Source organism: Lysinibacillus sphaericus (genome assembly GCF_006864135.1).
Taxonomy (GTDB): Bacteria; Bacillota; Bacilli; order Bacillales_A; family Planococcaceae; genus Lysinibacillus.
In genome coordinates this window covers 16,394-37,345 of record NZ_SADV01000021.1, presented here as the reverse complement: position 1 = coordinate 37,345, position 20,952 = coordinate 16,394, and the positions used below count along the sequence as shown (strand labels likewise).

The 20,952-nt window shown below is 37.3% G+C and carries 25 protein-coding genes; 16 read left to right on the top strand and 9 right to left on the bottom strand.

Translation table 11 applies throughout. The features are described from left to right. Positions 1 to 39 precede the first annotated feature (39 nt). The 4 genes from C7Y47_RS18995 (at position 40) to paaX (ending at position 3,801) form a co-directional block, all read left to right on the top strand. A complete protein-coding gene (locus C7Y47_RS18995; protein WP_142510187.1) occupies positions 40 to 909 on the top strand; it encodes a 3-hydroxyacyl-CoA dehydrogenase in 870 nt (289 codons plus the stop codon). Beyond that, positions 906 to 2,108: an acetyl-CoA C-acyltransferase gene (locus C7Y47_RS18990; RefSeq protein WP_142510186.1), complete on the top strand. Its 1,203-nt coding sequence runs from the start codon at positions 906 to 908 to the stop codon at positions 2,106 to 2,108. The genes C7Y47_RS18995 and C7Y47_RS18990 overlap by 4 nt, the downstream gene beginning before the upstream one ends. Positions 2,109 to 2,178: 70 nt before the next feature. Further along, positions 2,179 to 2,955, top strand: coding sequence for an enoyl-CoA hydratase-related protein (locus tag C7Y47_RS18985; protein ID WP_142510185.1), 777 nt, complete (start codon positions 2,179 to 2,181; stop codon positions 2,953 to 2,955). A 21-nt stretch (positions 2,956 to 2,976) separates the two neighbouring features. Beyond that, positions 2,977 to 3,801 carry a phenylacetic acid degradation operon negative regulatory protein PaaX gene (gene paaX / locus C7Y47_RS18980; RefSeq protein ID WP_142510184.1) on the top strand — a complete coding sequence of 275 codons (825 nt, stop codon included), beginning with the start codon at positions 2,977 to 2,979 and terminating at the stop codon, positions 3,799 to 3,801. A 503-nt stretch (positions 3,802 to 4,304) separates the two neighbouring features. On the opposite strand, the gene C7Y47_RS18975 is transcribed toward paaX, so the two are convergent. Continuing rightward, positions 4,305 to 4,712, bottom strand: a complete 408-nt coding sequence (locus tag C7Y47_RS18975) for a PaaI family thioesterase (protein ID WP_142510183.1) — start codon at positions 4,710 to 4,712, stop codon at positions 4,305 to 4,307. Then, positions 4,709 to 5,686 carry an NAD(P)H-dependent flavin oxidoreductase gene (locus C7Y47_RS18970; protein ID WP_142510182.1) on the bottom strand — a complete coding sequence of 326 codons (978 nt, stop codon included), beginning with the start codon at positions 5,684 to 5,686 and terminating at the stop codon, positions 4,709 to 4,711. Before C7Y47_RS18970 ends, C7Y47_RS18975 begins: the two co-directional genes overlap by 4 nt. A 74-nt stretch (positions 5,687 to 5,760) precedes the next feature. Here C7Y47_RS18970 and C7Y47_RS18965 point away from each other — a divergent pair, with 74 nt between their 5' ends. The 7 genes from C7Y47_RS18965 (at position 5,761) to C7Y47_RS18935 (ending at position 12,037) form a co-directional block, all read left to right on the top strand. Beyond that, positions 5,761 to 6,276: a gamma carbonic anhydrase family protein gene (locus C7Y47_RS18965; RefSeq protein WP_142510181.1), complete on the top strand. Its 516-nt coding sequence runs from the start codon at positions 5,761 to 5,763 to the stop codon at positions 6,274 to 6,276. Between the two features lie 182 nt (positions 6,277 to 6,458). Beyond that, positions 6,459 to 6,878 carry a hypothetical protein gene (locus tag C7Y47_RS18960; RefSeq protein ID WP_132358317.1) on the top strand — a complete coding sequence of 140 codons (420 nt, stop codon included), beginning with the start codon at positions 6,459 to 6,461 and terminating at the stop codon, positions 6,876 to 6,878. Between the two features lie 577 nt (positions 6,879 to 7,455). Next, entirely contained in the window at positions 7,456 to 7,728 is a 273-nt protein-coding gene (locus tag C7Y47_RS18955) for a DnaD domain-containing protein (protein WP_255505269.1), read from the top strand. A gap of 299 nt (positions 7,729 to 8,027) precedes the next feature. Next, positions 8,028 to 8,660, top strand: a complete 633-nt coding sequence (locus C7Y47_RS18950) for a TetR/AcrR family transcriptional regulator (RefSeq protein ID WP_142510179.1) — start codon at positions 8,028 to 8,030, stop codon at positions 8,658 to 8,660. A gap of 38 nt (positions 8,661 to 8,698) precedes the next feature. After that, positions 8,699 to 9,460, top strand: a complete 762-nt coding sequence (locus C7Y47_RS18945) for an ABC transporter ATP-binding protein (protein WP_142510178.1) — start codon at positions 8,699 to 8,701, stop codon at positions 9,458 to 9,460. After that, on the top strand, positions 9,448 to 11,322 hold the full coding sequence (locus C7Y47_RS18940) for a hypothetical protein (protein WP_142510177.1): 1,875 nt from the start codon (positions 9,448 to 9,450) through the stop codon (positions 11,320 to 11,322). Before C7Y47_RS18945 ends, C7Y47_RS18940 begins: the two co-directional genes overlap by 13 nt. Positions 11,323 to 11,704: 382 nt before the next feature. Beyond that, positions 11,705 to 12,037, top strand: coding sequence for a DUF1093 domain-containing protein (locus tag C7Y47_RS18935; RefSeq protein WP_142510176.1), 333 nt, complete (start codon positions 11,705 to 11,707; stop codon positions 12,035 to 12,037). Positions 12,038 to 12,229: 192 nt separating this feature from the next. On the opposite strand, the gene C7Y47_RS18930 is transcribed toward C7Y47_RS18935, so the two are convergent. The 3 genes from C7Y47_RS18930 to C7Y47_RS18920 form a co-directional block, all read right to left on the bottom strand. After that, the gene (locus C7Y47_RS18930) at positions 12,230 to 12,799 is read right to left on the bottom strand and encodes a methyltransferase family protein (RefSeq protein WP_142510175.1); all 570 of its coding nucleotides are present in this window, start codon (positions 12,797 to 12,799) and stop codon (positions 12,230 to 12,232) included. Positions 12,800 to 13,094: 295 nt separating this feature from the next. After that, positions 13,095 to 13,712, bottom strand: a complete 618-nt coding sequence (locus tag C7Y47_RS18925; protein ID WP_142510174.1) for an NUDIX hydrolase — start codon at positions 13,710 to 13,712, stop codon at positions 13,095 to 13,097. Further along, positions 13,702 to 14,355: an HAD family hydrolase gene (locus C7Y47_RS18920; RefSeq protein WP_142510173.1), complete on the bottom strand. Its 654-nt coding sequence runs from the start codon at positions 14,353 to 14,355 to the stop codon at positions 13,702 to 13,704. Before C7Y47_RS18920 ends, C7Y47_RS18925 begins: the two co-directional genes overlap by 11 nt. Positions 14,356 to 15,317: 962 nt before the next feature. On the opposite strand from C7Y47_RS18920, the gene C7Y47_RS18915 reads away from it, so the two are divergent. From C7Y47_RS18915 to C7Y47_RS25050, 3 genes are all read left to right on the top strand, one after another. Beyond that, a complete protein-coding gene (locus tag C7Y47_RS18915) occupies positions 15,318 to 16,025 on the top strand; it encodes an MBL fold metallo-hydrolase (protein WP_142510172.1) in 708 nt (235 codons plus the stop codon). Between the two features lie 86 nt (positions 16,026 to 16,111). Next, the gene (locus tag C7Y47_RS18910; RefSeq protein ID WP_142510171.1) at positions 16,112 to 16,360 is read left to right on the top strand and encodes a hypothetical protein; all 249 of its coding nucleotides are present in this window, start codon (positions 16,112 to 16,114) and stop codon (positions 16,358 to 16,360) included. Between the two features lie 269 nt (positions 16,361 to 16,629). After that, positions 16,630 to 16,788, top strand: a complete 159-nt coding sequence (locus tag C7Y47_RS25050) for a hypothetical protein (RefSeq protein WP_185903536.1) — start codon at positions 16,630 to 16,632, stop codon at positions 16,786 to 16,788. Here the strand turns inward: C7Y47_RS25050 and C7Y47_RS18905 are convergent. The 4 genes from C7Y47_RS18905 to C7Y47_RS18895 form a co-directional block, all read right to left on the bottom strand. Then, positions 16,778 to 17,935: a Ger(x)C family spore germination protein gene (locus C7Y47_RS18905; protein ID WP_142510170.1), complete on the bottom strand. Its 1,158-nt coding sequence runs from the start codon at positions 17,933 to 17,935 to the stop codon at positions 16,778 to 16,780. The genes C7Y47_RS25050 and C7Y47_RS18905 overlap by 11 nt on opposite strands. A gap of 207 nt (positions 17,936 to 18,142) precedes the next feature. Next, positions 18,143 to 18,547 (bottom strand): VOC family protein, encoded by a 405-nt coding sequence (locus tag C7Y47_RS18900; RefSeq protein WP_142510169.1) that lies wholly within the window; start codon positions 18,545 to 18,547, stop codon positions 18,143 to 18,145. Between the two features lie 65 nt (positions 18,548 to 18,612). Continuing rightward, positions 18,613 to 18,966 (bottom strand): beta-lactamase family protein, encoded by a 354-nt coding sequence (locus tag C7Y47_RS25805; protein ID WP_255505258.1) that lies wholly within the window; start codon positions 18,964 to 18,966, stop codon positions 18,613 to 18,615. Beyond that, positions 18,896 to 19,822 (bottom strand): serine hydrolase domain-containing protein, encoded by a 927-nt coding sequence (locus tag C7Y47_RS18895; protein ID WP_255505257.1) that lies wholly within the window; start codon positions 19,820 to 19,822, stop codon positions 18,896 to 18,898. Before C7Y47_RS18895 ends, C7Y47_RS25805 begins: the two co-directional genes overlap by 71 nt. Before the next feature lie 120 nt (positions 19,823 to 19,942). On the opposite strand from C7Y47_RS18895, the gene C7Y47_RS18890 reads away from it, so the two are divergent. Further along, positions 19,943 to 20,533 carry a TetR/AcrR family transcriptional regulator gene (locus tag C7Y47_RS18890; protein ID WP_142510168.1) on the top strand — a complete coding sequence of 197 codons (591 nt, stop codon included), beginning with the start codon at positions 19,943 to 19,945 and terminating at the stop codon, positions 20,531 to 20,533. 110 nt (positions 20,534 to 20,643) lie between these two features. After that, positions 20,644 to 20,823 carry a hypothetical protein gene (locus tag C7Y47_RS25045; protein ID WP_255505268.1) on the top strand — a complete coding sequence of 60 codons (180 nt, stop codon included), beginning with the start codon at positions 20,644 to 20,646 and terminating at the stop codon, positions 20,821 to 20,823. Positions 20,824 to 20,952: the final 129 nt, after the last annotated feature.

The window sequence follows — 20,952 nt, the reverse complement described above, 5'->3', positions numbered from 1 at the left end:
CTCGTCGTATGTGGTTTTCACAATAAGGAGGTTGCTTTCATGAAAAAAATTATTGTCATCGGGTCAGGGGTTATGGGTCGTGGCATTGCCTACGTTAGCGCAATCAGTGGCTTTGAAACAGCTATTATAGACATTAACGAACAGGCGTTACAAAATGCCCAAAATGACATTACAGCCATTTTCGAAAAATCTGTTGTACGAGGAAAATTAACAGCACAACAAGTACAAGAAGCAACATTACGTCTGACTTATGTGACAGATTTAGCTACTGTCGCAAATAAAGCAGACTTAATCATTGAAGCCGTACCCGAAAAAAGGGACATTAAACGGGCTGTCTTTGAGCAGATGGAACAGTTTGCTTCACCGCACTGTTTATTTGCCACAAATACTTCAACGATGAGCCCAACAGAAATTGCTTCTTATGCAAAACGACCTGAACAAACGATTGCGATGCACTTTTTTAATCCTGTGCACAAAATGGAACTCGTGGAGATTATTAGAGGTTTAGAAACTAGTGATGAAACAGTCCAAACCATTTGCGAAATTGCTGAACAAATGGGCAAACAAACGGTCGTCGTCAATGAATTCCCAGGTTTTGTTACAAGTCGTATTAGTGCACTCGTTGGGAATGAGGCATTTTATATGTTACAGGAAGGCTTAGGTAGTCCTGAAGACATCGATAAAGCCGTTAAGCTGGGCTTAAATTATCCGATGGGACCGTTCGAATTGGTCGATTTAGTCGGTCTTGATGTTCGTCTGAATAATTTGCGATATTTACATGAAAAGCTCGGTGAAAAATACCGCCCAGCACCATTGCTCGAACAATATGTACAAGCTGGACGACTAGGTCGAAAGAGTGGAAAAGGGATTTATGACTATAGCGAGCAAAAAGAGATGGTGAAAAAATGACAGAAGTCGTAATTGTAGATGCTGTTCGTACACCAATTGGTCGTTATAAAGGTGCATTAAAAACTGTTCGGCCGGATGACTTAGCTGCGACGGTCATAAAGGCGCTTATAGAGCGTAACCCAAAAGTGCCAGTCAAACAAATCGAGGATGTCATTTTCGGAAATGCCAATCAAGCGGGAGAAGATAATCGAAACGTCGCCCGTATGGCTGCATTACTTGCTGAGCTACCAATAGAGGTCGGGGGAACTACTATTAATCGCCTTTGTGGTTCAGGCATGGATGCTCTACAATATGCAGCACGTGCTATAAAGAGTGGTGAAGGCGATATTTTTATCGCAGGTGGTACGGAAAGTATGACGCGTGCACCTTTTGTGATGGGGAAACCGGAAGTGGATTATCCGAGGGGCGATCAAAAGATGTTTGATACAACGATCGGTTGGCGTTTTACGAACCCAAAATTGCAAAGCATGTATGGAGTGGATACAATGCCCCAAACTGCTGAGAACGTAGCCAAACGTTTTAATATAAGTCGCGAAGAACAAGATGCTTTTGCATTTGAAAGCCAACAACGTGCGAAAAAAGCGCTTGCCACAAACCGTTTCGCTGAAGAAATCGTGCCTGTGTACGTGAAAGATAGAAAAGGAAATGAAATTATCGTGGATACTGATGAACATCCACGCCCCGATACATCCTTAGAAGCACTTGCTAAACTAAGACCTATTTTTGAAAATGGGACTGTGACAGCTGGTAATGCCTCTGGTGTGAATGATGGTGCCTCGGCATTATTATTAATGAGTGCTGAAAAAGCAAAAGAATTAGGTATAACACCATTAGCACGATATATAACAGGTGCTGTTACAGGCTTAGAGCCTGCTGTTATGGGTTTAGGTCCTATTTATTCTTCAAAAAAAGCATTACAACGTGCAGGCCTAACAACAAATGACATTGGTTTATATGAAATAAATGAAGCGTTTGCTTCGCAAGCAATAGAATCCATTAAGCAGCTTGAACTGAATCCAGCACAAGTTAATGTTAACGGAGGCGCTATTGCATTTGGTCATCCACTAGGTGCAAGCGGTGCCCGAATAGTGACTACATTGCTTTACGAAATGAAAAAACAAAAAGTACAATATGGCCTTGCTTCAATGTGTATCGGTGTCGGGCAAGGTATTGCGACGATTATTGAAAATATTGAATGATCATTATAAACGGCACAATCAATGTGCCGTTTTTTTCGGAAAAAATCGAATAGAAAAGGAGAGTTTGCAAATGAAAAGTATTTCATTTAGAATAGAAAATTATATTGCATATGTAACAATTAATCGCCCAGAGGTGTTAAATTGTTTCAATTATGATACTTTATCTCAACTGCAACAAGTAGTAGATGAATTACATATAGATGAGGATGTCCGCGCTGTCATTTTTACAGGTGCTGGCGAAAAGGCATTTAGTGCGGGAGCTGATTTAAAAGAGCGAAAAACATTAACAACGCAAGAAGTACGTCGAAACGTACGAGCAATTCGAGACGTGTTTAATAGTATAGCAAATTTACCACAACCAACTATTGCAGCAGTGAATGGGCATGCATTAGGTGGTGGATTTGAATGGTTATTGGCATGTGATTTTGCGATTGCAGTTAACGAGGCACTACTCGGACTAACTGAAACAAGCTGGGCAATAATTCCTGGTGCAGGTGGTACGCAGCGATTACCACGATTAATCGGTGAAATGAAGGCAAAAGAAATGATTTTAACAGCCGCGAAAATTACCGCTACAGAGGCAGAAGCTCTAGGCATCATTTTAAAAGCAGTGCCACAAGAGGCGTTGTTGGACGAATGTGAATCACTCGCAATGCGAATTATGCAAAATGGCCCTGTCGCTGTTCGTCAAGCAAAATATGCTATTACGCAAGGAATGAATACCGATCTACAAACGGGTCTTGCGATCGAATCAAAAGCATATGAGTTAGTCATTCCGACAGAAGATCGTCTCGAAGCTTTACAGGCGTTCAGTGAGAAACGGCAACCTGCATTTCAAGGAAAATGAGTTAGAAAGTAGAGGGAGAGAATGGGTGCAAATACACAGTCTATGATTTTTACGCTCTATGGCGATTATATTATACGTTACGGTTCAAAAATTTGGATCGGTAGTTTGATTCGTTTATTAAAAGAATTCGGTCACACAGAGCAAAATGTACGCGTATCTGTATCTAGAATGGTTAAACAAGGATGGCTGCAATCAGAAAAACGGGGGAATCGTAGTTATTATTTTTTAACAAAACGCGGTGAAATACGAATGCAAGAGGCGGCAAATCGTATTTTCAAGTTAAAACCGACTCAGTGGGATGGGAAATGGAGACTATTAATGTACTCTATTCCAGAAGATAAGCGACAAATTCGAGATGAATTACGTAAAGAGCTCTTATGGAGTGGATTTGGGTCCTTTTCGAATGGTTGTTGGATATCCCCGAATAATTTAGAAGAAGAAGTTAAACTCCTCATTCAAAAATATGATATTGCGAATCATGTAGACTTTTTTACAGCTGAATACATTGGCCCTCATGATCATGAAGCACTAATCGAAAAAAGCTGGTCGTTGGCTGAGATTGAGGCCCGTTATGAGCAGTTTATGGATCAATATAGTAAGCAATATATTATTCATCAAAGTGCAATCTCAAGACAAGAAATGTCGGATGCCGAGTGTTTTGTAGAGCGTACAAATCTTGTTCATGAATACCGTAAATTTTTATTTATCGATCCAGGACTACCACAGGAATTATTACCGCCTATGTGGAGTGGAAATCATGCTGCACTATTATTCCAAGAATATTATAATTTATTGGAAGGTCCATCATGCCGTTTCTTTGAAGAAATATTCCATGCAGATAATTAAGAATGAAAAAAGAGCTTGTCCATATTTATGGATAAGCTTTTTCTATGTTAAAATATGGTTTTTTAGCAAACGAGGAGTTGATTTCCGTTCCGTCTGAGCGCTTTGTAGCTGCCGCTTCGTCACACTGCGCTTTCGCACGGAGCAAAGCCTCTTGGGGGCATCTGATGAGCCGCTTCGCTGCAGGGTTTCGGGCTAACACGATGTTGGTCACGAAGGCGTAATCACAGGACGTGATGATTTTAGCCTTCGTTCCCTATTGTTGATCCCCAAGGAGTCGCCAAGCCTTCACTCCAATCAACCACTGATCTTTCGCATGACTCTTCAGGCATGTTCCTCTAATTTATAGTGAAATAAAGAATCTTCGGCAACTCATAGTGTTCACTTTTGAAATAAGCCCATAGTAAAGCGAAAAGCCTGGGGCGGAAATCACTCTTATGAAAGCGCGACAATCTTTACAAATATTTTCCCGACTATTTTTTTCAACACTACGAGAACGTATTCATTTAGAGGATCATGATAGAAGATGTTATTTTGGCAGCATATTGTCCATTTTGAGAAACGGTTGCTTCCACATAGCATGTTTTTCGGCCTTGTTTGACAATTGTTGATTCAACCGTAGCCGTTCCGGTGTGAAGTGGTCGTAAAAATGTTGTTTGCAAATTGATCGACGCAAACCCTTGATTACTTTCTAATATTGAAGCCATCGAATAGGCCATCGTAATATCTGCTGCAGAAGTGATAAATCCTCCCATGACGACTTGATGCCCATTTAAAAAGCGTTCATCGATGTTCCAAGTGCAAACGGCTTTACCGGCAATAGCCGTTTTTACATGAATACCTAATGTTTTATCACATGCTGGTGGTTCAATTTCTCCAGCAATCACTCGCTTTAAGTCGATCATAGTTGTCATAATTGAACACCCCTAACTGAGTCTTGGAATGTATTCAATAATGTCCGATTTAAACATTGCCGAGCATCATCCATCATAGTCTCGATAAGAGTCATAACGGTCGGTAAGTCTTGAATAATCCCTGCGATTTGACCGCTATTCATAAAACCGCCTTGTTCATTTCCTTCCATAGCACCTTTTATATGATAGGTTTCGGAAGTACGTTCTTGATAGTCAGCAAGTGTTATACCTCTTGCTTCATCAGCGAGAAGCGAAGAGGTGAAAGGGGAACATAACACACGGCGAACTTGTCCAACCGAACGTCCTAGAATGACCGTTTCCACATCAGTTGCATCAATTAGTCTTTGTTTATAAGTCTGATGTACCGGCATTTCCTGTGTAGCAATAAAGCGAGTTCCCATCTGAACACCAGCCGCTCCAAGCATTAACGCAGCTGCTAATCCGCGACCATCACCAACACCACCTGCTGCTACAACAGGTACAGAAACCGCATCGACTACTTGAGGGATTAACGTAAAGGTTGTCAATTCTAAATCGGAGTTAATTCCTGCAGCTTCATAACCCTCAGCAACAATCACGTCTGCTCCGCCTCGCTCGGCCTTAATAGCATGTTTAACAGAGGCTACAACAGCGATAACTCGAATATGATGTGTATGCAATTTCTCTATATATAAAGTTGGATTACCTGCCGATAAAGAAACGACCGGTACTTTATGTGTAATAGCTAATTGCAATAATTCCTTTGTATAAGGATTAACATTGATTGGCACATTGAGGGCAAATGGTTTTTGCGTTAGTTGCTTCGTTGCAACTATGCGTTCTTCAACTTCGGTCGGTGTCATTGTTCCACAGCCGATTGTCCCTAAGCCACCTGCATTCGATACAGCTGCCACGAGTTTAGGACTACTGATATTACCCATTCCCCCTTGGATAATAGGGTATTTTATTGCTAATACAGAACATAATTGATTCAAATATAGCACCTCCGTTTAAAATATGTTATACTAAATTTTAGCAAAATATTCCGATGATTGAAAGGGTGATTTTTATGGAGATTACATACGCTTTAAAGAAGCCAAATGTTCATGAATCAGTATTTCAGGCGCCAGGCACGTATATTATTGGAGATGTTACGGTTGGTGAACAATCGTCTATTTGGTTTAACGCTGTACTACGCGGAGATGAAGATCGTATTATCATCGGAAAACGTTGTAGTATCCAAGATAATTCAACCATTCATTTATATGAAGGGGCTCCAGTTATTGTAGAAGATGAAGTAACAGTAGGTCATCAAGTTGTTTTACATGGTTGTAAAATTGGTCGCCGCTCGATTGTTGGTATGGGTTCTGTTATTTTAGATCATGCTGAAATTGGGGAAGAATGCATTATTGGGGCAAACACACTTATTACACAAGGCTCAAAAATCCCACCTCGTTCATTAGTCGTTGGCTCACCAGGGAAAGTCGTACGTCAGCTACAAGATAAAGACATCGAGTTAATCCAGTTATCAATCGACACATACGTCCAAAAGGGAAAAGAATTTAAAGAAATAGTAGAAGGTTAATTTGCTTGTCAGGATTGAGCTCAATGTCGTGTCAAACTTAATTAATCCTTTGCATGTTCTTTGTATTTGTGTGTTGGATATGTTAAAAAGGATAATATTGTGAAAGTTTTTATTAGGTTATCATTTCTCATCTTTCCACACTATATAGTATTATTATGTTTAGAATTAAGGAGTGTGAGAGTATGAGATTTATTAAATTCCTTCTGATCATTGTAATTTTCATCGGTGTTATTGGTTATGGGGTTTATCATTATGGTATGAAGTATGCATCCGATAAGGTTGTTGATACTATTTCAACAGAATTAGAGCAAAGCGGACAAATGGATGAAATTAAAAATACGATTGAACGTGACCCTCAACTAAAATCATTTATGGAAGAGGCTAAAACTGCAGACAGCAGCAAATTGCCGTTTACAACAAAAGAAGAGGCTACAAAAGTAATTATTCAAAAAGTTGGGATTTCGGAGCTTAATAATATAAGAGTAAAAGTACAAAATGGTTCAATGACGAAAGAACAGGTCATTCAAGAAATGGAAGGTAAATTAACAGATGAAGAAATAACGGCCCTAAAAGTAGTTATTTATAAAGAGTTATATAAATAAAACGTTGAAAAAGACCATAAAAAGGGAAAAACAGGACGTGCTATTGTAGCATGTCCTGTTTTTTTGCCTTATTAAGCAAAGAAGTTAAAGCCTCTGGCGGATGCCACGTAATGATGAGGAATAATAGACTCTAAATATTTGTCCCTTCTTTTGTGTCAAATCAGATATAAGTTAATGAATGACTCAAAGTACGTATAAAACAAAAGGTGGGACATTATGGCAATATTTAGGGTTCATAACAAGGAGAATTATGTTGTATTAGACAAAGGGTTTTTCTGAAAGACACTCGCTTCAACTGAAAAGCAAAAGGTTGAGTTATCGGTAGTTGGCTATGTTCACAAAGTGCAGGGAAGAACAAACATGGGGAAATTTAGAAAGGTTGAACTCTCGGTGTTCGAAACGCTACAAGTTGAGCCGTTTAGTGAAAATCCGGTGACGGAATAGCCGTTCACAGAAAAACCACCAATACTATAATTAGAGCCATTCTTCAAAAGAGAACATTCCAAAACTACAAACCGCATTCCAATTTTATGAGTAAAATGGCTTTGGTTGTCTAGCCGCTCATGTCACGTACAAAATCGGTCATTGGAGTAATGAAATGTCAGAAGAGCTTGTAATCCGTGCTAGGAAGCAAGCAATAGAGAACAATGTGCTTCGTTGGAATTACGTTGAAAAGATTTTGCAAGTTTGGACTACTAAGAAGTTTACAACAATTGAGGAAGTAGAAGCGGATAAACTTCGATTTGTAGCTCGAAAACAACAACAGCGTACTTATAATCCAATCGACAAGTGCAAAAAGAGGTTGTCCCTAATTGGTTTCATCAACGCAATGGACATTTCAGTGATTTAGAAGATGGGCAAGTTATCCAATTTTGAAGCTGAATGACAAAAAGTAGAAACATTTATGAATCTATTTGAGAGTGCAAGGTGAATAATGCAAGTTGCAACAGTCCTACTCCAACTTGTGCAGCTAATGCAAGGCTGGAGACTTAATTGGACTGAAAGCAACTCTAATAACCTTAACATCAATCGAAGAGTTTCAAGTAAAGAATGACATGAATAATGCGGAAATCCCCATAACTATCAAAAAATCCAAAATCAACCAAAATAACAATTGAAATTTTTGAACGGTCATGCTAATTTTAAAATATGAATATAAATAATGATACGAATAATCAAAAAAAACTTACTTTTATTGAAGCTGCTAGGCAAACGCAAATTGTCGAATGCGCAATCGAAACAATAGCCAGTTTGGGATTTGCACAAGCATCCTTAGCGAAAATTGCCAAACGTGCAGGCATCAGTACGGGAGTAATATCCTACCATTTCAAAAACAAAGAAACGTTGATTCGGCATGTCATTGAAAAGGTCTATACTTCTGGCGATTCTTATATGCGCCCGCTTATACAATCTGCCACTAGCGCAAGGGATATGCTAAGCGTATACCTTGAAAGCAACATTGCCTTTATGTCTACACATAAGACATATATGTTAGCTCTATTAGAAATTTGGTCTGGAATTCGTCTTAAGGAAGGAAAGGAGTCGTTTGTTTTTAATCTTCAGGAGGCAGCTATTTACGATCTAGAGCAAATTTTGCAATATGGACAAAAGAACGGAGAATTTCGAACATTTTCTTCCAGAGTAATGGCTATAACAATTAGGCAGGCGATTGATGCAGTGCCGCCGCAAATTATGATGAATCCCGAACTGGATCTTGATGCTTATGCACAAGAATTAATCACTTTATTTAAATTAGCAACCGATAAGAGCGAAACTTTGTGAGCACAATCAGAAGGTAATTTAAGGAGGAGGGAAATGTTATGACAGACGGGGATTCGGCCCTTCAACTGCACGGACTGAGCAAACAATTTGGAGAGAACACTGTTGTTAATAGTGTCAACCTGACTGTGCCTAGCGGTTCATTTTTCGGTTTGGTAGGTCCGAACGGTGCAGGAAAAACGACTCTATTATCTATGGCAGTAGGACTGCTACGCCCAGATAGTGGAGCGTCTAGAATATTTGGTGTTGATGTTTGGTCAAATCCTTTACATGCAAAGACGTTAATCGGAGTTCTGCCAGATGGCATGTCATTGCCAGAAAGGTTAACCGGGCGTGAACTTTTGACTTATATGGGATTATTGCGGGGACTTGATGCAAAGACTGTTGCCCAGCGTACAGAAGAATTGCTTGATATTTTGGAATTCCGTGATGATGAGCGTACGCTTGTTATAAACTATTCCACTGGAATGAGAAAGAAGATTGGTCTTGCCACGGCCCTTCTACATTCTCCAAAGCTTCTTGTGCTTGACGAGCCGTTCGAGGCGGTTGATCCCATCTCTGCGTCAACAATTAGAACGATCTTGCAGAGTTTTGTTGCCACTGGCGGTTCTGTCATCTTATCTAGCCATGTCATGGCGTTAGTTGAGCAGTTGTGTGATCATGTTGCTGTTATTGCGAAGGGGAAAGTGGCTGCTACAGGTCCGTTGGATCTTGTGCGTAATGGTGAAAGTCTGGAAGAGGCTTTCGTTCAGTTAGTTGGGAAGCGCCCTGAAGAAGGAAAGAGATTATCATGGTTAATGTAATGATTCGAATGAAAATTTCTTTGCTTCGCCACTCGATGAGCGGGGGACGAGCGACTCTCATGATGAGCGGCGGGGTTATCGGTCTATTGCTGGCAGTTAGTACGATTATGCTTAGTGTACTATATAATCATGAAGCATCAGCAGATCTTATTTGTATCGCTTGTGGCTTTTGGATGATTGGTTGGATCATAGGGCCTATGTTAGTTGGCGGAGAAGGGGTATTGAAAACGGAATACTTCACCTTGCTGCCTATCGCCCAACGAAGATTGGCTTTAGGGTTGCTTGGTACCTCTTTCATCGATATTGGACCAATCGTTAGCTTAGTCGCTTGTTTCTCTCTCATCATTTATGCAGCAAGACTTGGATTTTGGTCTGTTATCGTTGCCATACCTGCGATGTTGTTGCAACTTGTAATTATCATGCTGTTGTCCAAAGTGGTGATGGGGGCGATTGGGGAGGCATCGAAATCTCGATTAGGTTTGGAATTCGGGGCGTTGATCATAGGAGCCGTTATAGCTTTACTTAACGTCGGTTGGTATTTACTTCCCTCGGTTAGCGTGTTCGTAGAGGAACCGTCCCTAGCAATTTCCTTAGCGGCTCGAATATTGCCATCAGGTTGGGCTATGGTAGCGATTGAAGCTGTAAATCGATCCCATTATTTTTTAGCTGTAGGTGTTCTCTGTGGTTTGGCTTTATTGTGTGGATTACTATTGATTACATGGGCAAGACTGCTATCAGGAAGCACAAAAAATGAAGCTCGTATAAGACGTTATAGCAGAAATAAATCATTGTTCCTTACTTGGGCCAATATTCTAACGCCAAAAACTTCAAAAATCGGGGTGGTCGTTCTTAAGGAACTGAAAACTTGGATGCGTGATCCGCAGCGGGGGCGATTGTTGCGGATGGGGCTGTGGACGGGATTATTCTATGGCTTATTTGTATCGTTGAGCGGTGTTACTTTATTAATGCCCTGGGTCGGCATAGTCCTTGTGATGTTCACTTGCATGTTCTCGAACAATCTTTATGGGTTTGATGGCAGTGCTCTTTGGATGACTATTACTACACCGGGTGCAGAACGGCACGATGTGCGAGGCAGGCAAATTGCATGGATAATAGTTGTAGCCCCCGTATCGATCGTAATATCTCTCCTATTCCTTTATTTCAGTAAGTTGGACTGGGCATGGGCATGGGTTTTGGCTTTGCTTCCATTACTATTGGGTGGAGGGGCGGGACTAATGTTGTTCCTCTCAGTTTACAAGCTCGTACCTGTGACGGACCCTCATCGGCGTGGACGCGGCACAATTGTCTCTGGTGATGACATGAACGCAGGGAAATTATTTATAACCAATTTATTGTTGTTGATATGGCTGTTTTTTGCTTCAATACCTACATTAGTCAGTTTGACCTTAGGGACGTTGTTACATCAAAACTTGCTAAGATGGATCGGTGTACCTGTGGGATTGTGTACCGGCTTACTCATCGCTTGGTATTTTGGGCGCTTGGCATATCGTCGTTTGGAAGCTCTTGGTCCAGATATACTCTCTATCATGCAGAGTGGTGGAATAGCTCAAGCCGTGGATAACAAAGTAGCTCAAACTGACGACACATTTTCTAATCTATCTGCTGGAAAGTCCATTTTGGTAGGTCTACTCGTTATGATGGGGATTATCTTCACATTACCACAGGGGATTGTGCCCATTGTTCTAAAGCTTTTAGGCGTAAATGTACGAAGTTGGTTTATTGCTCTATATCTTCCAGACAACGTCCAATTACTTATATGCATTTTCTTTGTTCTAGCTGGTGTAAGTGCTTTGATTATAACTAGAATAATAATTCGTAAACATAAGAATATGCAGAGGTAAAGTACAATGATCATTGATGTGTTGGTAAATCCCATTGCGCTTTTACAGTAATGCCGTATTTCATTAGAGTAAAGGGGGATTCGTTTTTTGGGGGAGATTACGTAGCATACTTTGTTCGTCTGTTGTTGGTAGGACACTTTTCATTCTTATAAAGAGAGATGAACTGGGCAAGTTATTGATTTTAAAGCAGAACGGCAAAAAATCTTGGATATTGACAGAGATTACTGAAGGTGAGAGGTGAATGATTACTCAAGTTCATAGTAGTTTTGAAGATGACAATTTTGTCAGCTAACTGTCATCTTCCGAAATTTAAGGTAGTGGAGATTTTATCTATACTCTTATGTAACGAGACTATTTCGTTATAAAAGAGGAGGCATAAGAAATGAAGATTATGAAATTTTTAGCAATTACTATTTTATTCACTACTTTCTTAGTTGGTTGTGGTGACAAAGGTGCTATGATAGAAAAAGACTACTATGTTCAAATTAACGAGGAATTACAAACTCCAAATAGCAATGGTCACTTCGTATACGCACTAGAGGGCTATGATAAAGATGGAAATGAAAAGGTTGTAAGTTTTTTTGCAGAAAAACCTTTTAAAAAAGGAACGATTGTCCGTGTCCCTAGAAGCTTAGAAGGATATACTGGTGACCCAAAAGTAATAAATGTGGATGACTTACCGGAAAATGTTAAGGGAAAATTTAATCAGAGCTAGTTCCAAATCAAATCGCTATAAATAAATAGGCGCGATTTATTACTTTAAGCTAACTTCGAAAGATTGTTGCTGTGAAAACTAAAAGGCAGATTTAATCTACAAAACATGTAGAATAAATTCTGCCTTTCTGTTTTGTTATTTCGTGAATTAGAAAAAATCTCTAAAGTCACCCATTTCTTTAGGTATAGTTCTTCACAATGATATATAGAGATTCGTTAGGATATATAAGTATAGAAACGGGATAATTCGCCAAGTCTTGGACTGATATTGTTTATATTGATCACCAAATAGTGTAACAAGAATTCTCTCTTCAATTTTTATACGATACGAATACGCGAGGAAAAATAAAATGATATTTATGATAATGGCAATGAACGAAGATGAAGAAATAGCAAATCCTAAAAAGGTCAAAAAAGACCCTAAATAACCAGGATGGCGAATATATTTATATAGACCGTCTTGAATTAACTTATGTTCCCCCTGCATTCCGACATTCCTACTGTAAAATCTCCCTAAGATTTTCATTGAAGAAAATCTGATCCATACACCAATTAGCCCGACAATAACACCAAAAAACAACAATGAATTAATCTTATTTATTGTAAAGAAATAAATAATCTCCGGAATGGTTACCATCAAGGCTAAAACAACTCCGATAAAAAAACTAGAACCACGATTTCGTTTTTCTTCTTTAACAGGTGAACTTCTATAAAATTCTAATAATAAGTAAAGAAAAATAGGTAAATATGCTATGAAAAACATAATCATTTTCCTTTCAATAAAAGTATCTTATGATTCACTCATTCATTTTTATCAATTAGGTCGCGCAATTTGGAGATCCCTTCAGCGATAACTAATTGCTTTTCCTTGTCGATGCCTTGATTTTTGCAAGTAATGGCTCATATAAATGCTTATTCAACTAATCTGCTCCGCTAATTGGATAGCAACAATCTTTACGAAAATAGCCTAAAAATAAGAAATTGGGCTTTTAGTAGGGAATTAGCGATCGATTGATAAATCCAATCTTTCTTGGCTAATGATTCCAATAACTTAAAAACTAATCAAAAATCGTATCTTTATGAGGATTTCTTAAGAATTCGAAAAGCGTTTTAATTTGACTTTCTGTATTTCTCCCTAAAGAAAGGTTTGGTAAATTATCTTCATGATAAAAGTGTACTCCTTTTGTTTCCAAACCATTACTTGCTTGCCCACCAATAATCTCACATTGAATAAACAATTTATAATAATGATATGGTTGAGGTGGATGAGGGTGCTTATTCATATCCAATAAAGCAAGTAATTTCGTAGGAACTACATCGTATCCTGCTTCTTCTTTAATTTCTTTGACAATGTTTTCGCTAGGCGACAAACCTATATCGCAGAAACCACCTGGCAAAGACCATCTATCATCAATTTTTTCTCTTACCAGTAGTATTTTATTGTTAGTAAATACTGCTCCTCGAACATCAATTTTGGGTGTTTGATAACCCGTTTCATTCGTAAATAAATCCTTGATTTTTTGCATTTCTAATCCAGTGTATTCTAGCATTATCTGGGCACTTAAATTTCTTAATTCTTCATAGCGTTCAATATCGTAAACGTCTTTTGAAAAAGTTAACCCTGCCTGGGATATTGCTTGTATCTTCTTCGCCCATTCTAACCATTTATAACTCATGACGACTACCTATATTAAGAAAATCAACAAAATGTTTAACGCCGCTAAAAAAACAATGAGGCTCTATTTTAAATTCAAAAGTTTGATAATCCTGCAACCACTGAACTCCTACGGTATATACATTTGCTTCAATTCCTGCTTGTATATCAGCATCACTATCTCCAACATACATAGCCTCATTATTTCGTACACTCAATAATGATAAAGCCTTGATTATTCCTTCTGGATGAGGTTTTGGCTGAATAACATCATCGCCAGTTACTATGACATCAAAAAGGTGATCCATTTGAAGAGCTTTTAATGAAATGTCTAAACTTCTTCTTGCTTTTCCGGTAACAATGCCTAATTTAATACCATAGTCTTTTAAATGTTTGATCATGTTATCAATTTCTACATTATGGTTAACCAAGTAAGAATGGTTCTCTAAATACTTTTGATAATACAATTCAATAGCTTGCTCTTTATTTGAATTAATTAGATTTTCTCTAATAATTCCTGTTTCTGAAGGACCGAACATTGCTTTTATTTCTTCAGAAGAAAGGTCTTTATTGTCAAATTCTTTGAAGACATTCTGAAAGGCGTAATAACAAATTGGTAATGTGTTTGCTAAAGTTCCATCGAAGTCAAAAATAATAGCTTTCATAACACCAATCCCTTCATTTTTTTGTTTTTATTCCAATATTATTAAATGAATAATTCGAAAGGTTCATCACCAAAAGTTGCGAATGACTTTTGTTAAAACTTCTATATGTAATGGAGACTGGGCGACTCCTCGGGGATCAGCGATAGAGGAACGAAGGCTAAAAGCATCACATCCTGTGATAACGCCTTCGTGACCAACATCGTGTTGGCCCGAGACCCTGCAGCGTAGCGGATGTTTTCTGTGCGAAAGCGTAGTGTGAACGTAGCGGCAGCACCAAATGTTTTCTGTAGCGAAAGCGAAGCGTCAGCTACAAATGTTTTGACTGTGCGAAAGCGTAGCGACAGCAACACCAAAAGCGGCTCATCGGACGCCCCCAGGAAGCTCTGCTCTGCGAGAAAGCGAAGCGTCAGCGGCAAATGTTTTCTGTAGCGAAAGCATAGCGACAACTACAAAGCGCCCAGTCGGAACGGAAATCAACCACACGTTTTGGTGATGATCCATTCGAAAGGGATAAATATATAAATTTTCCTAATAAAAACATTCGGAAAAAGAATGGGGCGTAGGAAGGAAAATACATATTGATTTTATTTGTTTTTGAAAAATCAGGCTGCTCAAGGTGTAGATCAAAGTAATATTAAAACTGAAGAAGTAAACAAAAATTATAAATATAGAAGATATGATATAGACAGTGACATTTAAAAATGAACCGTCTATGTATACGAATATTTTTATCACGCAAAACTAAAGAGATTGATTTAATTGTATTAGACGATGGAAGAAGGTATGAAATATCCTCCGATCTGATCTAATTAACAGTGGTAAAAATTATTGAGAGGACTCAACTAACAAAGAAAGCATTAGGAGAATACCAAAAGTAGAGAGTTCTTAGACGGAAAAGGGGTAGCATTGAGAACCTATCCTTTAATTGTGAAATAAAGTAAATATGGAAGAGAGGCTATTTTATGTTGAAATTTATCGGCTCGGGTAGTGCATTTAATACGAAATTAGGCAATACATCAGCTTATTATAAAATAGGAAATCAAATGTTGTTAATTGATTGTGGTAGCAATATTTTTCATCGCATTAAGGAACATAATTTACTGGAAGGTATTGAGCACATCTATGTATTAATCACTCATACTCATGCGGACCATGTAGGAAGCCTTGCTGATTTTATTTTTTATAGCTATTATTGTCATGGCGAAATGGCAAAATCTAATGTATCTGTTTATTCCGTTTATGATGTAAAAATTGAAGAATTGTTGGCCATTAATGGCATTATTCCAGGCGTGCAATGTTTAATAAAAAAATGTCAATCGGATACACCGTACTCACTTCATTTCTGTAAAGTGCTTTTCGAAAAATCTAGTCATGTTAAAGAAATACCTTCTTATTCAATTGAATTATCTATAGATGACAAACTTATCTATTATACTGGAGATACAAATAGCCTAAAATCATCTTTACTAAAACCAATGGCATACGATTATGTTTATGTTGATACTTGTAAAGCTGATTATGGGGGCAATGTGCACTTGTCCTTACGAAAATTGAGTGAGTTAGTGAGACCTGATGTACGTTCAAAATATTGGTGTATGCATTTAGATGAAGGCTTTGACCGTCAAGAAGCTGAAACGTTAGGGTTCAATGTTGTAGTGAACGAATTGTAAGGACGTTCGCCATCAGGAAAGTAAGTAGCATCCTCTACTTTATTTGTCGCTTGAATTGAAATAGTATTTGAAAGGGGGAGAGAAGAATGGGTTTCTTTATTGTATTTATCGGATTCATTATTTTGGTAGGTGTGATTAGCTTAATAAAAAAGGAATTCTCTAATCATAATCGTTCAATAGGAAGTCATTCCAACCATGCAAGTAGTCATATAGATTATAGTTCAACAAATTCATTCGTATCCATTGAAGATTCAAATACAGACAATTGCTCGGACAGTGTGTCTAGTTATAGTGATACATCTAGTTGCAGTGATAGTGGTGCGTCGTCCGATTAGCACCCCGATATTTTCTAAAATAATAATATTAAAAGCTGTAGCGTTTGACATTACTACAGCTCAGAATTGGTCTTGCCCTTTTAATGGCTTAGCCATCAACAGCATTATACCACATAGAATGAAAAATCACAGTTCAAATGAGACTTTATTTCAGTGAATTGAATATATCGTTGAATAGATGACACAAATGAGTTTTAACTTCTCTCAGCAAATGTTTTTGAAAGCAAAGCATCAGCTACATTCCTCTCCCAACTTACAGGTGGGAGAGGATGAAGGCGATTTTACGTTACTTTTCAGCGGATGTCCAAACGTCAGTTGAAATAGGCCAAAACCTTTGGCACTTTATATTTGCTGCTGACGCTACGCTTTCGCTTGTTGGTCTTAAGCTTCCGGCCGATTCCGGACGCAATGATATAGCTATTCATTAATTGTTTCAGCAAATGTTTTTCGACCAGGATTAACTTTATTTACGATAACATTTACTTTACTAAGTGAATCTGCTGTCAATGGAATTTTGCCATCTTTCTGTATTTTTTTCCATGCTTTTACGTTTTTTCGATATAGGTGCTCCGATAAGCGGAAAACATCAACATCTAATTCTATACCTGCTTCATAAGATTTTTTAATATCTTTTTTTACTTCCTTAATAATACCTTCTCTTATTTGGTCGGTGTTTACTTTTCCTTGGAAACCATTAATGATTGCATTTAATTTTATTTCCGCTTCAAATGTTACTTCATTGTTTTTTACAATTGGTTTAATTTTTGTGCTTAATTTTTCTAAATCAACTGTTAAAAATTCTTTTTCTTTATTGTTTAATTTAATGGTTACGTCTCCTCGAGTTTTTTTATGGAACATCCATTGGATACCTCTTGCATTCCCATCATTTATATAGCCTTTAAATCCATCCTTTGAAACTACTCCGAAACCAGATAAAGCAGTTTCCTCTGTTGGTTTATTAGTCGTTTCCCAGTTTTTATTAATTGTTACAAGTGGCAAATTCACTTCATGACTCGGTTCATTTAAGCTGATAATTAATTTTCGTAAATCAACAGGCTCTACATATGTTTGTAGCTCTTTTGTATGCAATGGATTGCTTAGTTTTGAAGCGGTTAGGGATTTATTTAATATTGGTGTGATTAAAAGAATATCTTTAATTGGGTCCTTTGTAACGTATGTCAATATTTGGTATCTAGTTTCCCGATGCCTTAAAAAACTGTCAATAACAGGAATTGAGTTCTCGTCTTTTAAGGCATTCTCAGAGAAAAGAATAAAAGTCATATGTCCCCAGAAAACTTTTTGATCGATGGAGCGATATAATTTAAAAAAGGCTTCTTCCATCGTTTTACCTTTCGCAAATCCAATTTCTGATGGTGCTGCTTGAGGAGTAGGTCCTTCAGATTTAGCTACATTCGCAAAATTTATGATTTGCATATATATTTCATATTGACCATCTTTATAATCGATACCAATTCCATCAATATAGTACATTCTTTGTGGTTCTTTAACATCCCAACATCCGGCGAGTAATAGTACAGCTGTTAAACTTACTATTAACATAAATTTTTTCTTCATTTTTGATCCCTACTTTTAGAAATTCTGTGCAATCTTGTGGAGTAAAGGGGTTTTGTTTATAGCTTGGACAAAAATTGAGAGGATTATAAGCAGTGAAAAACTTAGAATAGGTTAAGCCATCTAAACAAATGACCAGGACTCTTTATATAATGAGTCCTGGCTTATTTCTAAAAGCGAAGCGAGATGAAGAAAGTCCCCCTAAACACTTTATATTCCTGTATTATCACGAAGCTCTATAATAGTTCCTTCAGGTGCTTTTAACTTACAAAGCTGGCCATTTTCAACCTTATAAATAATTTCATCATTTTTACGAATAAAATGAACATTCATATCCTTCAACCGTTCTACTTCTTGACTAAGATTGTCAACCCATAAACAGAAATGTACAATGCCTAGAGCATTTGAATTGCATGTATCAAGTTCTTCATTATACTTTCCTGTTTGAAGTTCAATATAAAATCCTCCAAGTTTTAACCAAGTGTTAAAATGTCTATCGTGGAAATTTGGTGACTCCTGCGCTACTTCAAATCCTAATACTTCGCTGTAAAAAGTTAAAGATTCATCATATGTATTCGTTTGTATGCAAATGTGGTGCACATATTTTTCAGCCATAAAGTTTGTTCTCCTTTTATTTTATAGTCATATTTTAAAATAAATTATTGTGAAATGACATCTAATTATCTTGAAAGACAACTATACAACGCATTCCTTAGAGCAAGTTCTCTTGGTTCATTAGCCATGCCAAATCCATGTTTATTCATAGCATAGGCATATCCTAATCCCTCGTCCGGATCAGCAAAGCAGAATGAACCTCCAGCTCCAGGATGTCCAAAAGAGCTTTCACTTCGACCGAATTGCATTTTAGGGAAGTGTTTCCAAAATCCTAAAGAGTATGCTATGTCTATACAATTTACATGGTCGTAATAGCCTGCATTTGGAGGTGTGGCGCCCATACTTAATTCATTCATTGTTAAAGAGCTTATTCCGAGTATCTTCGCACGGCTTGCAAATGCACCATAAATTTTTGCCATCCCTCTTACTTGTCCAACCGTTACCTGAAGGAAATTCAATAGATAGAATAGGACGATGATTAAAATTATCATTTGCAACAAATTTTTTAGGATCAACTAAACTCCGAGCTACAATTGACTTGGAATTTAAAAAACCAAGTAACATTTTTGGCGGTAATTTGGTCATGCCCTTAAGTAACTGAATAGGGTGATTTATGCCTTCAATCGTTGTAATCCTGTTCTTTGGAACTTCTGCAGGTAATCCTATATAAAATTCTGCATTTAGCGGTTCAGCTATTTCTTCTTTGAAAAATTCTTTTAGGGTACGATGTTTTGGGTCAGTTCTTTTAATGAGCTCTGCAATTAATGTTCCAATTGTCCATGCATGATACCCATGAAATTTTCCAACTTCCCAATCGGGTTTACTTGCAGCAAGGGACTGTGATAACCGTGAAGTATCTAGGTCTTCTAAATTATCAATTTTTAATCTATCTAGAGCTGACAAACCAGCTTGATGTGCCAGGAGCTGCCTAACTGTAATTTTCTCTTTGCCATTCTGAGCGAATTCGGGCCAATATGTACAAACTGTCTCTTCATAATCAATATAACCTCTTGAATGCGCTAGACTTAAAGCTAATGCAGCAAATCCTTTTGTAGCTGAAAATACTTGAACTAATGTGTTTTGCTCCCATATAGCACAAGTTTTGCGATCTCGATATCCTCCCCATAAATCAACAACGGGCTCGTTATTTATATATACAGCAAACGCTGCTCCAACTTCTCCTCTGTTGGTAAAATTTTTAATAAATTCTTCCTTCACTAATTCAAAACCGGGTGCAACAAAACCATGAATTGGAATATTACTTCTTTTTCTCATATTGCTTGTCTCCTTCTGAATAAGCCATCTCTTTACAAAAAAGAATAAATTGAATAAAATTAAATTAACAGATATATGACTAAAAATCAACAAATAGTCAAATAAAGAGGTGGCATAACGATGGCAAGAATTTCAACTGAACAGAGGAAACAAATACATGAAACACTTCTCAACCAGAGTAAAGAGTTATTTATTCAGTATGGTTTTTCAAAAACAAGTATTGATGACATAGTAAATGCATGTGGGATTGCAAAAGGTTCTTTTTATTCTTATTACCCTTCAAAAGAAGAATTATTTTATGCTGTGTTACGAAGAGAAGAAGAAATAAAAAATAAAATCATTGTTGAGGTAATGAATGAATCCTTACCACCAAAAGAACTATTAATTAGATTTTTTGAAATTTCTTTTAAAGCAATAGAGGAAAATGCATTTTTACAAAATCTTTATCAAAGAGGGGAGTACGAGAAAATAATTAAGAGACTCCCGAAAGATCTTATCGAAGATCATGCCAAAGAAGATGTAGAAAGTTCTTTAGACTTTGTGAAATTTTTACAGGGGAAAGGAGTTACTGAAGAAGATCCTGAAATTCTAATTGGCCTTTTTCGAATAATCATGTTGCTACCTTTACATCGAGAAGAAATTGGTGAACAAACTTTTTTAAAGACTATAAAAAAATTGATTGCATGTTTATCAAACGATTTAACAAGATAATGAAAAGTGCAATAAAATGATACTTGAATAGCTTATTACCGAGGAAATAGCATTTAGCATATATTCTTACAAGTATAATTTACGCCAAAATGGGTAATTTAATATCGGAGGTGATAACTTTGACAAAAGAAAAGCGCAATAAAAGTGAAAAGGACCTAGTAGAATTTGGAGCAGATTTAAGCCCTGACGATTTAGATGTCCGTGAAGAAAATGATCTAACTAATGAACAAATGAACAATACAAATGAAAAACAACACAATGAAAATACTTCCTCAAAACGTAATAAATAATAAGGAATACACATAAAAATTTCCTACCACAATCTTTGGGTTGTGGTAATTTGAATTTATTCTTTTACATAAGAAAGAATAAACTAATATATCCATTATAATAAGGTTTTCATGTAAACTATTTGAGAG

Bases quoted from the DNA above. Each gene is read 5' to 3' on its own strand.
- C7Y47_RS18995 (WP_142510187.1), top strand. From the start codon at position 40: ATGAAAAAAATTATTGTCATCGGGTCAGGGGTTATGGGTCGTGGCATT.
- C7Y47_RS18990 (WP_142510186.1), top strand. From the start codon at position 906: ATGACAGAAGTCGTAATTGTAGATGCTGTTCGTACACCAATTGGTCGT.
- C7Y47_RS18985 (WP_142510185.1), top strand. From the start codon at position 2,179: ATGAAAAGTATTTCATTTAGAATAGAAAATTATATTGCATATGTAACA.
- paaX (WP_142510184.1), top strand. From the start codon at position 2,977: ATGGGTGCAAATACACAGTCTATGATTTTTACGCTCTATGGCGATTAT.
- C7Y47_RS18975 (WP_142510183.1), bottom strand. From the start codon at position 4,712: ATGACAACTATGATCGACTTAAAGCGAGTGATTGCTGGAGAAATTGAA.
- C7Y47_RS18965 (WP_142510181.1), top strand. From the start codon at position 5,761: ATGGAGATTACATACGCTTTAAAGAAGCCAAATGTTCATGAATCAGTA.
- C7Y47_RS18960 (WP_132358317.1), top strand. From the start codon at position 6,459: ATGAGATTTATTAAATTCCTTCTGATCATTGTAATTTTCATCGGTGTT.
- C7Y47_RS18950 (WP_142510179.1), top strand. From the start codon at position 8,028: ATGAATATAAATAATGATACGAATAATCAAAAAAAACTTACTTTTATT.
- C7Y47_RS18945 (WP_142510178.1), top strand. From the start codon at position 8,699: ATGACAGACGGGGATTCGGCCCTTCAACTGCACGGACTGAGCAAACAA.
- C7Y47_RS18940 (WP_142510177.1), top strand. From the start codon at position 9,448: ATGGTTAATGTAATGATTCGAATGAAAATTTCTTTGCTTCGCCACTCG.
- C7Y47_RS18935 (WP_142510176.1), top strand. From the start codon at position 11,705: ATGAAGATTATGAAATTTTTAGCAATTACTATTTTATTCACTACTTTC.
- C7Y47_RS18930 (WP_142510175.1), bottom strand. From the start codon at position 12,799: ATGTTTTTCATAGCATATTTACCTATTTTTCTTTACTTATTATTAGAA.
- C7Y47_RS18925 (WP_142510174.1), bottom strand. From the start codon at position 13,712: ATGAGTTATAAATGGTTAGAATGGGCGAAGAAGATACAAGCAATATCC.
- C7Y47_RS18920 (WP_142510173.1), bottom strand. From the start codon at position 14,355: ATGAAAGCTATTATTTTTGACTTCGATGGAACTTTAGCAAACACATTA.
- C7Y47_RS18915 (WP_142510172.1), top strand. From the start codon at position 15,318: ATGTTGAAATTTATCGGCTCGGGTAGTGCATTTAATACGAAATTAGGC.
- C7Y47_RS18910 (WP_142510171.1), top strand. From the start codon at position 16,112: ATGGGTTTCTTTATTGTATTTATCGGATTCATTATTTTGGTAGGTGTG.
- C7Y47_RS25050 (WP_185903536.1), top strand. From the start codon at position 16,630: ATGAAGGCGATTTTACGTTACTTTTCAGCGGATGTCCAAACGTCAGTT.
- C7Y47_RS18905 (WP_142510170.1), bottom strand. From the start codon at position 17,935: ATGAAGAAAAAATTTATGTTAATAGTAAGTTTAACAGCTGTACTATTA.
- C7Y47_RS18900 (WP_142510169.1), bottom strand. From the start codon at position 18,547: ATGGCTGAAAAATATGTGCACCACATTTGCATACAAACGAATACATAT.
- C7Y47_RS25805 (WP_255505258.1), bottom strand. From the start codon at position 18,966: ATGGCAAAAATTTATGGTGCATTTGCAAGCCGTGCGAAGATACTCGGA.
- C7Y47_RS18895 (WP_255505257.1), bottom strand. From the start codon at position 19,822: ATGAGAAAAAGAAGTAATATTCCAATTCATGGTTTTGTTGCACCCGGT.
- C7Y47_RS18890 (WP_142510168.1), top strand. From the start codon at position 19,943: ATGGCAAGAATTTCAACTGAACAGAGGAAACAAATACATGAAACACTT.